Below are 16,346 nucleotides of genomic sequence, written 5' to 3'. Positions count from 1 at the left end.
GTGGAACGATTATCAGGATTAAAAATACCCGAGTCCAGTTAAACAGGAATGAACAGAATGTTTTATCTTGTCCATCCCTGTGAAATCAGGAAGAGAAAAATGAAAGAAATAAAAATCCTCAGCGATAATCCGGAAGAAGATACCATTTGACTTTCAGCCGTATCTGATATTTTATTATTAGTATCAGTGCTTTCTTCTCTCTATCTTACTTGCTGTATCGATTAAACCTCAATATAGAAAGGAAGGATTCTTTCCATGTCAAATGACAAAAATGAAAAATCATTTCCTGTGTTGTCCTGGAACTCAGGCGAATTCGACGTTTCTTTGAAAAAACTATATGAGTACGTTATACAGGAAGCCAAGAAAGCAATAACCTGGTACGACAAAAAGCGCCAGAGTAAAAGGGTATGGGGATATAGTTTGCGTGTGGGCGCCATTATTGTAACCGGTGCATCAGGCATTATTCCCGTGTTGAGTCAGATCCTTCTTACAGACAAACTCAATCCTCTTTGGGCTACCATAGCAATAGCAGTTGCCGCCATTCTTGTTGCACTGGATCGGTTTGCAGGGTTGACCAGTGGTTGGGTGAGATACATGCTTACCCGAATGGAACTGGACCGGCTACTGGAAACCTTTTGTTTCGACTGGGAGAAGAACAGGCTTGCATATTCAGGTAGTGTTTCCACTCCGGAACAGGCAAAAGAGGCCCTTTTGTTATGCAAAGAATTTATCTTGAAAATACGGGAAATGGTAAAGAATGAGACGCAACTGTGGGCGAGTGAGTTTCAAACGGTGTTGAAAGAGATAGAAAAAGCCGCCGGAGCTACAAATCAGACTAGAAATCAATAAACAATTGCGCTTTGCCCATATTGTGACATAGTTAATTCATGCATTCAGTGAATAGTAAATACAAATCTCCCTGACAGGTGTCCACCCCCTGCACCCCCGCTGGCGGAGGCAGGGGGGTGGAGAAACAGAACATGCGCGTGATTACTTTTAGAACTCTCTTTTACCCTGAAAATCTTATTTATGTCGCTCCTGAAAAATAACGGTACTGAAAATGTATCCATGCAAAACTTAGGAGAGCTACAAGGTATTCGTTATAATTTGTGGGGTGGGGTCGAATGTGTTGTGCGCGGCGGCTCGTGGAACAATGAAGGTAACAGATGCCGGTGCGCCAACCGCAACAGGAACAATCCGGACAACCGGAACAACAATATCGGATTTCGTTGCGCCAGTACTCAAATTTTGCGGGGACATCCCCGCAGGAAGCCGGAGTCCCTTTCTTCAAGGAGCAAGGGAGTGTGCGTTTATTGAGTCCAGACCCTGCTCCCGTGTCGGCTGACTGAATGAAGCCGAACAAATTATAACCCCGCTGCCCCGGGGTTAGTAAGGAGACTGAAAGCTCCGGGGCTGCATTTTCTGTTAAAATGCACAAGTCGCTTACCGGAAGTTACAGCATAAAGGAGATAATTTATGCATACATTTCAAATCCTTCATATTTCTGACCTGCATATAAAATCTGAAGAAAATTTCGACAGGTCTGTTGTCCTCGATCCACTCATTGAACGTGCAAAAGAAGACCTCCAGTCTCATTTAAAGCCTGAAATAGTAGTCGTAACTGGTGATATTGCCTATGCTGGCCTAAAGACAGAATATGCTCTGGCAAAAAACTTTTTCGATGATTTACTTAGTGCATTGAATCTTACTTCTCAGAAACTATTTATTGTGCCAGGCAACCACGATGTAAATCGAAAAAAATATAGACCAAAAGATGTGCCATCTTATGAAAACATGAAAGAACTGGATGTCGAACTTGGAAATGAAGAGTATAGGAAAGACTTGATTAAGGGCATGGAAGATTATTTTGATTTTATCGAGACAAATTATACGCATCTCAAGAGTAAACATGGTAGGCTCATCCCATGTGTTATTTCCTATAATGCCGCATGTGGGAAAAGGGTAGGGATTGTGGGATTAAATTCGGCATGGATGTGCAGAAAATCTCCTGATGAAAGGAAGATTGCCATCGGTGAATATCAGGTAAAAAAGGCTATGGAGGAACTCAAAGAAACAGGGGGAGCTGATTTAGTAATAAATGTCTTTCACCATCCGCTGACCTGGCTATGGCCTGTGGATAGTAGAATAAATAAAAAACATTTCAACAATTCAATACTACTTTCTGGTCACCTCCATGATGCAGAAGGCGGATATTATGATGATTTAGATGGACGCATGTACCAATTTCAAGCTGGTGGGACTTATATCGGAAGTGAGTCGTCCTATCCCAACCGGTTTCAGTATATTACCTTTGACTAGGAGAAAAATGAGATACGGCTTAATTTCCGGAAGTTTGCTAAAGAAGAAAGAAAATGGTGTGTGGAATCAGAAAAAGGGAAGGACGGAACAAAGATCTTTAAAATGTTTGGCGCTGAGGATGGGGGAAGAAATGTTTCTGTAACAATCCCTGAAATACCCGAAGGATACCGTCTATGGATACGTAATCATTGCTCTTGTATGGATATTGAAAAGTTATGCGAAAAAGGTGAAGCAATTCAGGTAAGGTTGCCCGAGATATTTATCCCACTCTACGCTGAAAAACCTGTAAAAAAGGGTGAAAGCAATCGAGATTTAAGAGAAAAGCCTGTAGATATAGAGGAGTTAATTGGTAAAAATGAATATCTCCTGATAGAAGGGCATCCTGGTTCGGGAAAGACAACGCTTTTGAAGCATCTGGCGTATAATTTGACTCATAGCATTCGTGTGAAAGGGCTGGATGATTTTCTGCCCGTGTTGATATTCCTCAGGGATACGAAGTATTTTTTTGAACAAAACGAAGGAATAAAGCCAGACGCTGAGACCGCGGAAAAAATGGTATCACATTATTTTGGCAGTATAGAAAACATTCTGGAGACAATAAAGGCATTTTGTCAGGCAAAAAAGGCACTATTCCTTCTCGATGGACTCGATGAGATAAGTCCGGGGCAGAGAGAAATTGTTGTAAACTCCTTTGCTGATTTCAGGATCAAATATATGGGAAATAAATTAGTTTTTTCAGGAAGACCGCATGGATTAGAAGAAGCAGCTATTCATAAATTTGGAGATAGACATATAAAAATATTGTCTCTGAATATGGAGCAGGTAAACTCGTTTATTAAGAAGTGGTTTTCTTCTGTATATTCAGGTGATTCAGGGATTGGGACAAAGAGCGCTGACGGCATGATACACGAAATGCAAGACAATCCTGGCATAGATTTCCTGAAAGACAATCCCCTCATGCTCACGGCGATATGTATTCTCTATCATGATGGAAAAGAACTTCCCGGCCAGCGTGCAGAACTTTACAAGAGATTTATAGATAACCTTCTCTACAAGAGATTTAAAAATAATTCCGAAAAGGTTCATTCGTTTTTAAATACGCTGGCTTTTGAGATGCATTCCAAAGGGAAAAAAGGAGCAGACGAAATATCTTGCATTAATACGATGGAAAAGATTTACAAAAACATTAATACTGCAAGCGATGAGGAATACAGAATATATCTCAAAGAACAATTCTATGATATTGAGCCAAAATGCGGTTTATTAAAACGTGAACATGGACAATATTCTTTCTGGCATCTCACGTTTCAAGAATTCCTGGCTGCCCGTTTTGTTGCCGATACCAGTAAAAACCATATCCAGGGTATAAGGAGTTACTGGGGTAACGATTGGTATAAGGAAGTTATTGAGCTATACGTGGGATACTTGAGTATCAATAGTAAAGGGGTAGCAAATGAGATTGTTGAAGATGTTGTAAAGGGCAAAGATAAAACACCTTTTAAGAGGTGGTTGCTGGCTTCAAAATCCATGATTGATATCCATAAGGAAAGAAGATATGAGGAGGTTCTTGACAAGGCAAAGGGACGTTTGTTGGAAATAATCGATGCTGATGTTGGACCTGGAATCCGCGTAGAAGCAGGAGAAATACTTGGCTGGCTTGGGGATACCAGAAATATGAAGGAATTTATACCGGTTGCTGATGGGGAATATACATTAAGCCAGGGAACAGTTGCGATAAAAGCCTTTGAAATAGGGAAGTATCTTGTTACCAACAGTTGGTTTGAAGAATTTATTAAGGCGGGAGGATATAAAAACAAAGACTATTGGAGCGAAGAGGGAAAGAAGTGGCTTGAATATACGAAGGCGGAACAGCCAGCGCTCTGGAATGATCGTAAATGGAAATGTCCTAATGCTCCTGTAGTTGGAGTAACATGGTATGAAGCTTATGCGTTTACCAGGTGGTTAACTCATACGTTAAACGATGGATATGAATACCGACTACCGGACGAAAACGAATGGGAGGCAGCGGCATCTGGCCATGAAAAGAGGAAATATTCATGGGGCAACAAGTGGGATAAGAATAGATGCAATAATTATGAAATCAAAATAGGAAAAACCTCACCTGTAGGAATCTTCAAAAGTGGGAATACACCGAATGGAATTTCAGATTTAAGCGGTAACGTGTGGGAGTGGACATTATCTGATTATCATTCTCGAAAAATATTACATGATTATCGGTTTGATGAAGATGTAAATAAATTATTTGATAGCGGAGACGTTGACAAATATGTTTCGAAGTTACAAGAAAGAGAGCGTGAAATTCCTGTTGTGCGCGGTGGCTCGTGGGGCGTTGAGGGTTACAGCTGCCGGTGCGCCTACCGCGACTTGGACGTTCCGGTCTACCGGGACTACTTTATCGGATTTCGTTGCGCCAGGACTCTTAAACTTTAACTCTTTTACCCTTTTATCGCCGAAGGCGGTCGGATTTTTTTGAAAATTATAGTAACGAGAATAAAATATAGTTAAAAACCGGGAAAATATTATTGGCTGAAAGAACCGTTGATAGTGAAGCTTTATATAAAGAAGTTGCAGGATTGATGGTTGACCTTAAGCAGTGTGTGGCACTGACAGGCGCCGGCATATCAGCTGAAAGCGGAATACCTACCTTCAGATCGCAGGGCGGGCTCTGGGAAAAGTATGATCCGGCAGTGTATGCCTCAATTGAGGTTTTTCGGAAAGACCCTTCAAAATATTGGACATTGCGGGGGGATTTTATCAGGAACTACGACAGTTATCAGCCAAATAAGGCCCACCTAGCCCTGGCAGAACTTGAGCAATTGGGAATCGTACGATGCGTGATAACACAGAATATCGATGGTCTGCACAAAAAGGCCGATTGTAAAAATGTCATTGAGATCCACGGAAGTCTCAGGGAAATCTACTGTCTTACATGCGGCAAGGAATATAGAGCGCCACACGTTCCCGATGGGACTCCACCGTATTGTTCGTGTGGAGGCGTCCTGAAGCCAAACACCGTCTTGTTTGGAGAGTAGTTGCCCCTGGACGCCCTCTCGAAGGCACAGGAAGCATCCGTAAGGTGCAAGATATGCTCCTTGTTGGCACATCTGCCGTTGTCCAGCCCGCTGCTTCCTTGCCTTTTCTGGCAAAACAAAACGGGGCGCAGATAATCGAAATCAACATTGAGAAGGCCTTCCCCGATGCAGATTATTTTGTTATGGAAAAGGCAGGGGACGTCCCTTCCCAGGATCGTTGAAGAGATAAAAAAGATACCTATTCTGTAAAAAGCTGATTTCATATAATGAAGATTTTTGGAGAATGAAGGAGGCAAGATTGTCATTGAAAAACCTGGAAGAGAACTTTAAAGAATTAACCTGGAATGATTTGCTGAATTGGGCTGGCAGCCGTACCTTAAAAAGAGGAGAAGATTATTTCAAGCGCGGCAGGGTTACGAACTTGAGAATTACACCGGGTGGAATTCTTGCCAATGTTTCCGGTACCAATGAATATACAACCCTCGTTGCGATACATGGGCAAGGTCGGCAGAAGGAAGTTGTCTCTGATTGTACCTGTCCCTACGGCAGCGGTTGCAAGCATGCCGTCGCCACGCTCCTGGCATTTTCCCAGGCAATTAAAGACAAGAGAAAAGTACCAATGGCTCAATCGAAGGACCCGGACATCATGAAGATGAAAGGACTTGACGACGGTGAGTACGAAGAAGATGACTACGATGATCCCGGAGATACCCAAACCCGATCAAAAAAGTCTTCCGCTAAATCAAACCCGGACAACGATATCGCAGAGTTTCTTGACCAGCACGACAAGGAGTTCCTGAAGAAATTAGTGATAATGCTTGCAAACAAGTATCCGGAGGTTTATACAGAACTTTTAGACAGTGCACGGTTAGCCGGTGGCAAGGTGGAAAAACTCATTTCCAGTATACGAAGCGAGATAGACAATATCACATCAGAACCGGCATGGCACAATCATTGGTCAGGCGAAGGAAACCCGGCAGATTTTAGCAGGGTGAAGTCTATGATATTGCATCTTTTTGACCAGGGTTATTATGATGCCGTTATTACTATTGCCGGGGAATTGCTGGAAAAAGGTAATGCTTACGTTGAAACTTGTGATGACGAAGGTGATTCAGCTTTGCAAATTTCTGAATGCCTGGAAATCGGATTTCAAGCGGTTAAAAAGTGTGAATGGCCAAACGTCAGGAAGATTATGTTCATCATAGAAGCGGAATTACAGGACGAATATGATCTGTGCGGTGGTACCCACGGGATCTTAGAATCAATACGTGACACATCGGCATGGTCTGCAGTGGCAGACGATTTATCAGACAGGCTTGCCCATTTGCCATCCTCAAAGAATTCTAACAACGAGTTTAGCAGTAATTACCGGAGAGACCGCATTTCCAATTTTCTTATCTCTGCCTTAGAAAAATCGGGCAGGAACGAAGAGGTACTTCCCTTATGCAAGAAAGAGGCAAAAATCACCGGCAGCTGGTTACGGTATGTTGAGAGGTTGATCGGGGCAAAAAAATATGATGAGGCCAGGGAAGCTGCGGAAGAGGGCATAAAGCAGGTTGGCCAAAAGTACCCGGGAATTGGGAGTACCCTGAGGGAACATATTGCAAAACTTGCAGAAAAAAGCGGCGACTATCATTCAATCTTATTCCTACGACAGGAAGAATTTTTAGAGTATCCTTGCCTGAAAAATTACAATAAACTCATAGAAGCAGCGGTCAACACGAAAAGCGAAACAACGATCAGGGACTGGGCACTACAGTTTTTAGAAACGGGAAACGTGCTTACCCGAGGAGATATAAAGGCCCCACAAAAAATCAAAGAAAGGTATTCCAAAAGTTTCCCTGCATATGATGTATTAATTGATATAGCGGAAAAGGAGAAAGACGCTGATAAGGTATTGCATTGGTACAGACAGTCTTACGCTAAGGATCGTTGGTTTTCCGAAAAACATGTCCAGGTTGCCCATGCTATCGCAGGAAAGTACCCTGACGAGGCGCTAAAGATATGGTGCGCATTGGCAGAAAATCAAATTGCGTTAACGAAGCCATCAGCGTACGAAATAGCAGTGGGCTATCTGAAACAGGTGCGTGACATTTATCGAAAGACCCATCGGACGAAGGAGTGGGAATCTTATGTAGCCGTTTTAAGAGAAATCAATAAAAAGAAGATACGATTTATACAAAGTTTACGTACCCTTACCGGAGAAAGGATTATATAGTATCCCTGTATAAAAACTTCCTTTTTTGTAAGTTTTTTACCTCCTTCCCTTTGCAAGAAGAGGACTTTGTTGTGAGCCTTCGGCGTGATGGTTCGACAAGCCTTCGGTGTGAGCTCAGTCGAACACAATGGGGTATTTACTTGCAGTAAACAAAATGTTGCTGTCTCAAGGGAAAGATCATATTAAGGTTTTCTATAAAGAAGTTGCGAAATTACTGGTTGATCTCAAGCAGTGTGTGGCGCTGACGGGTGCCGGCATATCGGCAGAAAGTGGAATACCTACCTTCAGATCACAGGGCGGGCTCTGGGAAAAGTACGATCCGGCAGTGTATGCCTCAATTGAAGTTTTCAGGAAAGATCCTTCAAAATACTGGACATTGCGGGGGGATTTTATCAGGAACTACGACAGTTATCAGCCAAATAAGGCCCACCTAGCCCTGGCAGAACTTGAGCAATTGGGAATCGTACGATGCGTGATAACACAGAATATCGATGGTCTGCACAAAAAGGCCGGTAGTAAACATGTTATTGAGGTTCACGGAAGCCTCAGAGAGATCTACTGTCTGACATGCGGCAAGGAATATAGGGCACCACATATTCCCGGTGGAACACCACCCTATTGTTCGTGCGGAGGCGTCCTGAAACCAAATACCGTTTTGTTTGGAGAGCAGTTACCACGGGATGCGCTCATGAAGGCACAGGAAGAATCTGCAAGGTGCAAGATAATGCTCCTCGTCGGTACATCTGCCGTTGTCCAACCGGCGGCATCTTTGCCTTTTCTGGCAAAACAGAACGGGGCTCAGATTATTGAAATCAATATTGAGAAGGCCTTTCCCGATGCAGATTATTTTGTTATGGAAAAGGCAGGAACGGCCCTTCCCAGGATCGTTGAGGAGATAAAAAAGATTTGAATCTTTTATGAAAGTAAGCCATGATTCAGTATTTTATGCAAGCTGTTGATAGATTATATTTTCGTGCCTTTCCCTTCAAAATCCGTGTACCACAAAGACCTGATATATACGATTTCAGTTCCTTCACCCGAAAAGAGTACCTGGAAAATCCCGAATTATTTTATATGAAGCCAGAGAGGATACCAGATTTTTCAATAACCAGGGTTGCTGATGTCCATTGCGTAAAAATCTTTGATGTTAGCTTTCCTAGTCCTGTTCAGACCAGATATAGAGAAAATAACGCTGCTTACGGAATTTATTTTAAGACTTCCGGGAAAAAAGATTCCGTGTCGGTAATTCTTCTTCACGGATGGGGGAGAAGAAATCTTTGGCCAGAGAAAAAATTTGCCCGGATATTAGCCAGACATAATGTGAATTGCTTCATCCTTAAGCTTCCTTTCCATTTTGAAAGGGCACCGAAGGGTACTTTTAGTGGTGAGTATGTCCTTACGGGAGATATATCCAGGACAGTTGAAGGGACGCGTCAGCATATCATAGAAGTCAGGGTGGTTTCATCCTGGCTCAGGAAACAGGGGGAAAAAGTTGGTATCGTAGGAATTAGCCTGGGCGGCATGATGGCACATCTGGCAATGGCTGTGGAGGCGTTTGATGCTGGGATCACACTGTTGGGGGGTGGTAATAATGCGGGTATTATCTGGGAGGGAATAGCAACAAACAGTGTAAGAGATGCCCATATAAAGGCTGGCATTAGCCGTGAACAAGCCAACCATATTTACCAGATTGTTAACCCTACCCTCATGGCAAAACACAATAAAACAAAGAATCTACTCATGATAAATGGACTTTATGATGAGGCCGTGCCCGTGAAATTTACAACGGAACTGTGGGAGGCATTGGGAAGGCCGAAGATAAGGTGGTATCCCTGCGCACATGCAAGCATGGTTTTTTTTGCAAAAAGCATTATAAAGGATATAATTCAGTTCATTCATGAAATAAATTAGTTCTTCAGCACCCTGTGATATATATTCGCTTTTTAAATAAAGAGATTAGAACGTTTTGGGATTTGCAAAAATAATAGGGGATAATCATGTATAAAAACTTAAAAATAAAGAACTATTCATTTCTATTCATTGGCATTGCATGTGTTATTGGCTGTGGAAATACTGACGTCAGAAAAACTGATATTAAATCAATTGACATTAAAAAAACCGACGCCAAAAACAACAGCAACAAGCAATCTGATCTTTATGAGGAAAAAGGCATTGCTTCATTCATTTCTGATGATTACGATGGCAAAATGACCGCGAGTGGTGTCCGTTATGATAAAAACAAATTGACAGCTGCACATCCGTCGCTGCCCTTTGGAACAAAAATATTAATTACCAACCTGATGAATAAAAGAAAAGTTGAAGTAATTGTCATAGACCGTTTTCCTCGCACGGCGAACAGGATTGTGAATGTTTCACATAGGGCCGGTCTAGAATTAGATTTGATAGAGAGCGGGATTGCAAAAGTAGGTATAACGATCATAGAAAAAACCGGTCAGAATTTCAATTAAAAGGGATTCGTTCTTTATCCAACTTGATAACTGTGGATAATTGGGAACGCCGTCCATATTTTTCTTGGTATGCTAACAGATATCTGTTATAAAAAATTAAATTAAAAACAAGAAACAAACCTGATATATCATGGAATTCAAACACGATGTTCTCATAGTGGGCGCCGGGCTTGCCGGTTTGCGGGCCGCAGTAGAGGTGGCGGGAGTTGCGGATGTTGCCCTGATCAGTAAGGTGTTTTCCACCCGCTCTCATTCCGGTGCTGCCCAGGGGGGTATTGCCGGAGCACTGGGCAATGAAGAGCCCGATTCATGGGAATGGCACATGTACGACACGGTCAAAGGGGGGGATTTTCTCACTGACCAGGATGCAGCTGAAGTTCTGGCGCAAGATGCCCTCCGGGCTATTTATGAGCTGGAACATATGGGGGTTCCCTTCAACAGGACCCCGGCTGGTACCATTGCTCAGCGGGCATTTGGTGGCCATACCCGCGATTTCGGCAAGGCGCCGGTTAAAAGGGCATGTCATGCAGCCGACCGTACTGGCAGGGTAATTATGGATACCTTGTACTTCGAATCACTCCGGAAGGGGATTAAGGTCTATGAAGAATTTTATCTGCTGGATCTGATTATGCAGGAGAACACGGTTGCAGGTCTCGTGGTATACGAGCTTGCAACGGGTGCTGTTCACGTCTTTCATTCGAGGGTAGTCGTGTTAGCAACGGGTGGTTTCGGCAAGGTGTACAAAACTACCTCCAACTGTTTCGCGAATACCGGGGATGGGGTGTATCTTGCCTATAGGGCAGGGATGCCTCTTGAGGATATGGAGTTTGTTCAATTTCATCCCACCGGTATTTATGGCCTGGGTGTACTCATTAGTGAAGCAGCCCGCGGCGAAGGGGGTATGCTTCGGAATGGGAAAGGGGATCGGTTTATGGAAAGGTATGCCCCTGGTTTAAAAGATCTTGCTCCACGGGACGTCATTAGTCGTGCAATTTATGACGAAATTCGTGAGGGCAGGGGAATTGATGGTCGGGATTACATTCACCTTGATCTTACCCATCTGGGGAAAGAACATCTTGCAGCGAAGCTTTCTGATATTTCCTCCTTTGTCCGGATCTATCTGGGAATTGACCCGGCCAGGGATCTTATCCCCGTGCAGCCCACCTGCCACTATATGATGGGAGGGATTCCCACAAACCTGGATGGCCAGGTTCTTGGTGAAAACCAACAGGTGATACAAGGCCTTTATGCAGCCGGAGAATGCGCCTGTGTATCGGTGCACGGTGCTAACCGGTTGGGTTGTAATTCGCTACTTGACCTTGTGGTGTTTGGGCGCAGGGCGGGGAAAAAGATACTCCAGGTACTGGAAAGCCTTGCATGGGTCTCGTTGCCCGACCATCCAGAAATGGATACTCTTGCAAAGATCGATCGTTTAAAGATGCGACAGGATGGAGAAAAGGCCGGGGTATTGAGGAATGAGATGCAAGAGGCCATGATGGCGTATTGCTCCGTATTCCGTAACAAGAAAGACCTGAATAAAGCCCTTGCAACTATCCAGTCTTTAATGGAACGATATGAGGGAGTTGCAATAGATAATCGCGGACTCAGATTTAACACAGACCTTACGGAAGCCCTTGAATTAGAATCCTTACTCAACCTGTCATATATAATCCTGGTTTCTGCATTGGCAAGGGAAGAAAGCCGGGGTGCTCATTTCAGGGAAGATTATCCCGAAAGAGATGATCAAAACTGGCTCAAACATACCATGATCCGGAAAACTAATGACGGTTATAACCTCTTCTACAAGCCGGTGACTATTACGCGATTTGAACCAAAACCGAGGGTTTACTGATATGGAAATGAAATTCAAGATATACCGTTTTGATCCGGAGGCAAATAAAGAACCTTATTACCAGAATTATCAGATTTCCGCCGATCCTTCGGATCGTATACTGGATTGCCTCAACCGGATTAAATGGGAGCAGGATGGAACACTCAGTTACCGGATGTCCTGCGGCCATGGTGTGTGCGGTTCTGATGCCATGAAAATCAATGGCCGCTGCGCCCTGGCTTGCCAGAAGCTGGTAAAAGAATATGAAGGGCAGGAGGTAGTTCTGGAACCACTCCCCTCTTATAAGGTTCTCAAAGACCTGGTTGTGGACCTGGAGCCATTCTTCGAGAAAGTAAGACTTGTTCGTCCTTATTTAATCTCTGAAACCGTCCCTCCGGAAAAAGAGCGTTCGCAATCACCAGAGAACAGCAAACAACTGGACACTGCTATCAGATGCATTTTGTGTGCCTGTTGCATGGGTGCCTGCCCGGTGGTTAACAAAAACGAGCGGTTTATAGGTCCTGCCCCCCTGGTATGGGCATTCAGGTACATTTTTGATTCGCGGGATGATAAGTATCTGGAACGGCTCAGGCAACTGGATTATCCTGATGGAGCATGGGGATGTGTCAACCACTACGAGTGTACACGTGTTTGTCCAAAAGAGATCCCGGTTACAAAATACATCAATACCATTAAACAGGAGATACAGAAAACGAAAGGTAAAAGTGGTCAGGTATGATAGTACAAGGCCTCTTATCAAAGGCAGGAATATAATGCGTATGATATTTGCATTCCCACTGGGTATGTGTTAAACTCTTTTCACCTGCAGCTCGTTTCTTACGAATCAGCAACCAAACTACAGGTTGCTATCCTGAGAAAGGGGGGGCTTTTATTTTTTAATATGGTTGAATGATAATGTTTTTATGAGCACTGTTCGTTCTCCTGCGCCCTGTTACTTCCCCACAAAATTGAACAAGTATCTGAAAAACATTGCTCCTTATGGTATTCTGGCGGTAATATCGGTCGCCGTCTTTATTAACACCCTGAGCAATACCTTTGTTTACGATGACTCAGCAACCATCGTAAACAATAATCTGATTAAGAACTGGAAAAACCTCCACTCAATCTTCTCCTTTCATTACTTTATCCTCTCCGGAGAACTTAGCTATCGTCCCGTTGTTACGCTATCGTATTTTATCGATTATTTCCTTTGGGGTTTAAACCCTGCTGGTTTTCATCTTACAAACATCCTCATTCAAACAGCAAATACCGTATTGTTTTACGTCTTTCTGAAAAAGGTTACAAAGGTAGAAACAGTAGCCTTCGTCTCAACCTTATTGTTTATCACGCATCCAATCCTCACCGAGACGGTAAACTCCATTAGTTATCGGGAAGACATCCTTGCCGCGCTCTTTTTTTTAATCGCCTTCGTCTTATTCCTGAAAATTGACGAAAAATCTTTAACCCGGGGTAAATTTTTTACGTACTATGCAGGCTCTTTATTTTCCTGCCTCTTGTCGCTCTTTTCAAAAGAGATGGCGGTTACATTCCCTATCATGCTTATGCTGTTTAACGTCTTTTCTGCAACTCCCGCCAGCCCCCTTCGTTCAATGATAAAAAGGGCGAAAGGTGTTTACATTGGCTATTTTTTAATCACCGGTTTTTATCTGTTTATCCGGTTTGTTCTGTTTCGGCACGCGTACATTCGATTGGATCAAACTCAGCAGGGTCTATTTGTCATGGTTAAGGTTATCGCATCATATATCAAGCTCTTGTTTTTTCCATTCAATCTTAATGCAGACTATGTAGTTCCGTCGGTAACAGCAGGAATACCCTCTTTTATAATTTCAGTGCTTTTCGTAATTACAACCGTCATCCTTCTGATACGATTGTGCCAAAATAATAAAGAACATGGGTTTTTTCTGTCGTGGTTCTTTGTCACGCTTTTGCCGGTGTTAAATATAATTCCCATAGGGAATATCATGGCAGAACGATATCTCTATATTCCCATTATGGGTTTCTGTGGGGCTATAGGAATTCTTATCAAAAATTGTACTCTGAAAAAAAATTTTACAACAATATGCCTGGGAACCGTTATTGTTATTTTCAGCGGTACCAGTGTCCACCGGAACGGAATATGGCGGGATGAACTCACCTTATGGCATTCAACAGTCAATCGTGAACCTAACAGCACCCGTGCGCATCACAATCTCGGTGTCGTGCATAGTTTGAAAGGTTTCTATGACTATGCCGAATTTAAATATAAAAAGACGCTGGAAATTAATCCCAGGGATGTAGAGTCACACTATAACTTGGGAAATGCCTACGAGAGGAAAGGTATGCCCGATACTGCTATCAAAGAATATCAAGAGGCATTGCGGTATAATCCGGTTTATGCCGATGCCTATAATAATCTTGGTGGTATATATAAAAATAAACGGTTTTTCGGCAGGGCTATCGAATTCTATAAAAAAGCAATCCAATGTAACCCTTTCAATCCTTACTATTATAATAATCTTGGACTTGCATACCATGAAAATAAACTTTACAAAGAGGCTATTACAGAGTTTCGAAGGACATTACAAATAGACTCCGGGATTTCTACCACTCATAACAATTTGGGAAATACTTACAAGGAAATGGGGAACTTCGGGGAGGCATTGACTGAGTTCAAAACAGCGCTGAAGCTGGACCCAGCTAACGCTGATACCCATAACAACCTGGGAGTTGTTTATATAGGCACGGAACAATTTGATAAGGCTATCAATGAATTTGATACTGCAATTCAAATCGATCCAAAATTGGCAAATGTGCATAATAACCTTGGCATTGCCTATGCGCAGAAAGGTTATCTCGATAGGGCTGTTAACGAACTGAATGAAGCAGTTGCACGGGGATTTGACAATGCGGATGTACATAATAATTTAGCGGGGATATATTTGACGAAGGGATCGACAGATAACGCGATTGCGGAACTTAAGATGGCCTTAAAATATAATCCGGCAGATAGCAACGCCCACTGTAACCTGGGAAATGCGTATATGTCAAAAAATCTTGTGGATGAAGCTATTTCTGAGTTTAAAGAGGCCGTCAAGTACCATCCTGACGATGGAGAGATATACTATTATCTTGGAAACGCCTTTTACCGGAAAGGACAATACAGTGAATCGGTAGATTCTCTTCGCCGATCGGTTCACTATCAACCAAATAATCCATTAACACATAAAATGCTCGGCGTTATTTATGCAAATTACTTAAACAACCCTTCCGGGGCATTATTCCACCTGAACGAGACGCTAAGATTAGACCCTCGGCAATCCATGGCAAAAGAAATAAAAGAATTCATCAGCAAGCTGAAAAAATAAGTAGCCAATGGTTCTCTGTGTTCTTTCATGAGATTTTTATGAGATGGGTTTCTTTGTTACGTGAGTTCCCAACCCGGAGATTGGAAACCAGAAATTATTTATTGACAATGAAAAAATTACATTTATAATGTAAAAACGATAAAGGCAAACCCCGAGTGATCGGGGGACGCAAAGGAAAGGGTCTTTAATAGGTTTCATGCGGGATTCACCTGAGATAACAAAAGAGACGCGTACCATAGAGGAAGCTTTAACTTTTAAAGATAGCCTTACTGCCGAAGATGTTCAGGAGTGAATATTTTCACAGTAGGGCTTTTTTTATTTCTAAAAACTTTAAGTTAAGGCGGCAGTCTATGTATAGAAAAATAGTATCCGTATTGTCGCGAAACTCGAAGATGTATTTTAGGAATAGAATCATGCATCAGGGCGAGAGGATGGTTCAATGCCTTTCGCTCGTTATGATCGTGGTTGCATCGGGTTTGTGTATTTCTACCCCCTTTTTTACCTGTGCAAAGATTGAGCTGGCGAAACGGCCTTCTAGTCCCTATTTACAAGACCTTGAAAAACTCTGTCACATCGCTGTAAATGGACGTCCGTGGAAATATATCGTCATACATCATAGTGCCACCGCAAAGGGTAATGCTGCCAGATTTGATCACTACCACCGGAAAGACAGAAAATGGCAGCATGGCCTCGCTTATCATTTTGTAATTGGGAACGGTTCTTTTTCGGGAGATGGCGAGATTGAGGTTGGCGGGCGGTGGGAAAAACAAATTCACGGTGCGCATACAGCGAATATGGATTGCAACCGTGTAGCAATTGGGATTTGCCTGGTTGGTGACTTTGAAAATGGTGGAGCCCCAACTGAAAACCAACTCGATTCGCTCGTCAGACTTATTCAGTATCTTTCCAGAAAATACAACATCGCCTCATCCGATATATTACAACATAAGCAGGTGCATCAGAAATGTACCGCCTGCCCTGGTAAAAATTTCCCATTTGCAGAGATTAAGACAAGATTGCTGCAAATCGCGTCAAAAGGAAACAATCATATCCAGGAATTATAATAGTAGGCTTTTGTGGTTTTACGGTGAA

General features: G+C 42.8%; 12 protein-coding genes, 1 pseudogene and 1 riboswitch. All 13 genes and pseudogenes read left to right on the top strand.

The window, feature by feature from the left end:
- The first annotated feature begins 255 nt into the window (after positions 1–255).
- The 13 genes and pseudogenes from E3K36_00980 to E3K36_00920 all read left to right on the top strand — a co-directional run bounded on the left by E3K36_00980 (position 256) and on the right by E3K36_00920 (position 16,318).
- Positions 256–849, top strand: a complete 594-nt coding sequence (locus E3K36_00980; protein MCF6153834.1) for an SLATT domain-containing protein — start codon at positions 256–258, stop codon at positions 847–849.
- A 180-nt stretch (positions 850–1,029) separates the two neighbouring features.
- Entirely contained in the window at positions 1,030–1,317 is a 288-nt protein-coding gene (locus E3K36_00975; GenBank protein MCF6153833.1) for a hypothetical protein, read from the top strand.
- 159 nt (positions 1,318–1,476) lie between these two features.
- Positions 1,477–2,319: a hypothetical protein gene (locus tag E3K36_00970; GenBank protein MCF6153832.1), complete on the top strand. Its 843-nt coding sequence runs from the start codon at positions 1,477–1,479 to the stop codon at positions 2,317–2,319.
- Positions 2,320–2,379: 60 nt separating this feature from the next.
- Positions 2,380–4,770 carry an NACHT domain-containing protein gene (locus tag E3K36_00965; protein ID MCF6153831.1) on the top strand — a complete coding sequence of 797 codons (2,391 nt, stop codon included), beginning with the start codon at positions 2,380–2,382 and terminating at the stop codon, positions 4,768–4,770.
- A 146-nt stretch (positions 4,771–4,916) separates the two neighbouring features.
- Positions 4,917–5,621: pseudogene (locus E3K36_00960) on the top strand (NAD-dependent deacylase).
- 34 nt (positions 5,622–5,655) lie between these two features.
- Positions 5,656–7,590: an SWIM zinc finger domain-containing protein gene (locus tag E3K36_00955; GenBank protein ID MCF6153830.1), complete on the top strand. Its 1,935-nt coding sequence runs from the start codon at positions 5,656–5,658 to the stop codon at positions 7,588–7,590.
- A gap of 154 nt (positions 7,591–7,744) precedes the next feature.
- Entirely contained in the window at positions 7,745–8,500 is a 756-nt protein-coding gene (locus tag E3K36_00950) for an NAD-dependent deacylase (GenBank protein ID MCF6153829.1), read from the top strand.
- A gap of 20 nt (positions 8,501–8,520) precedes the next feature.
- Entirely contained in the window at positions 8,521–9,501 is a 981-nt protein-coding gene (locus tag E3K36_00945; protein ID MCF6153828.1) for an abhydrolase domain-containing 18, read from the top strand.
- Positions 9,502–9,587: 86 nt separating this feature from the next.
- Entirely contained in the window at positions 9,588–10,058 is a 471-nt protein-coding gene (locus tag E3K36_00940) for a septal ring lytic transglycosylase RlpA family protein (GenBank protein ID MCF6153827.1), read from the top strand.
- A gap of 130 nt (positions 10,059–10,188) precedes the next feature.
- Positions 10,189–11,910, top strand: a complete 1,722-nt coding sequence (locus E3K36_00935) for a succinate dehydrogenase flavoprotein subunit (GenBank protein MCF6153826.1) — start codon at positions 10,189–10,191, stop codon at positions 11,908–11,910.
- A 1-nt stretch (position 11,911) separates the two neighbouring features.
- On the top strand, positions 11,912–12,628 hold the full coding sequence (locus tag E3K36_00930; protein MCF6153825.1) for a succinate dehydrogenase iron-sulfur subunit: 717 nt from the start codon (positions 11,912–11,914) through the stop codon (positions 12,626–12,628).
- 184 nt (positions 12,629–12,812) lie between these two features.
- Positions 12,813–15,254 carry a tetratricopeptide repeat protein gene (locus tag E3K36_00925; protein ID MCF6153824.1) on the top strand — a complete coding sequence of 814 codons (2,442 nt, stop codon included), beginning with the start codon at positions 12,813–12,815 and terminating at the stop codon, positions 15,252–15,254.
- Between the two features lie 133 nt (positions 15,255–15,387).
- A riboswitch (cyclic di-GMP riboswitch) is annotated at positions 15,388–15,531 on the top strand.
- A gap of 1 nt (position 15,532) precedes the next feature.
- Complete coding sequence (locus E3K36_00920; GenBank protein MCF6153823.1) at positions 15,533–16,318, top strand: N-acetylmuramoyl-L-alanine amidase; 786 nt, start codon at positions 15,533–15,535, stop codon at positions 16,316–16,318.
- Positions 16,319–16,346: the final 28 nt, after the last annotated feature.

The sequence above is a fragment of the Candidatus Brocadia sp. genome, assembly GCA_021646415.1.
In the GTDB taxonomy this organism is placed as follows: Bacteria; Planctomycetota; Brocadiia; order Brocadiales; family Brocadiaceae; genus Brocadia.
Note: the sequence above shows the minus strand (reverse complement) of the source record. Positions and strands in the feature narration are given on the sequence as shown.

Coding starts and splice junctions, on each gene's coding strand:
- E3K36_00935 (MCF6153826.1), top strand. CDS start 10,189: ATGGAATTCAAACACGATGTTCTCATAGTGGGCGCCGGGCTTGCCGGT.
- E3K36_00950 (MCF6153829.1), top strand. CDS start 7,745: ATGTTGCTGTCTCAAGGGAAAGATCATATTAAGGTTTTCTATAAAGAA.
- E3K36_00925 (MCF6153824.1), top strand. CDS start 12,813: ATGAGCACTGTTCGTTCTCCTGCGCCCTGTTACTTCCCCACAAAATTG.
- E3K36_00955 (MCF6153830.1), top strand. CDS start 5,656: ATGAAGGAGGCAAGATTGTCATTGAAAAACCTGGAAGAGAACTTTAAA.
- E3K36_00940 (MCF6153827.1), top strand. CDS start 9,588: ATGTATAAAAACTTAAAAATAAAGAACTATTCATTTCTATTCATTGGC.
- E3K36_00980 (MCF6153834.1), top strand. CDS start 256: ATGTCAAATGACAAAAATGAAAAATCATTTCCTGTGTTGTCCTGGAAC.
- E3K36_00975 (MCF6153833.1), top strand. CDS start 1,030: ATGTCGCTCCTGAAAAATAACGGTACTGAAAATGTATCCATGCAAAAC.
- E3K36_00945 (MCF6153828.1), top strand. CDS start 8,521: ATGATTCAGTATTTTATGCAAGCTGTTGATAGATTATATTTTCGTGCC.
- E3K36_00930 (MCF6153825.1), top strand. CDS start 11,912: ATGGAAATGAAATTCAAGATATACCGTTTTGATCCGGAGGCAAATAAA.
- E3K36_00970 (MCF6153832.1), top strand. CDS start 1,477: ATGCATACATTTCAAATCCTTCATATTTCTGACCTGCATATAAAATCT.
- E3K36_00920 (MCF6153823.1), top strand. CDS start 15,533: ATGTTCAGGAGTGAATATTTTCACAGTAGGGCTTTTTTTATTTCTAAA.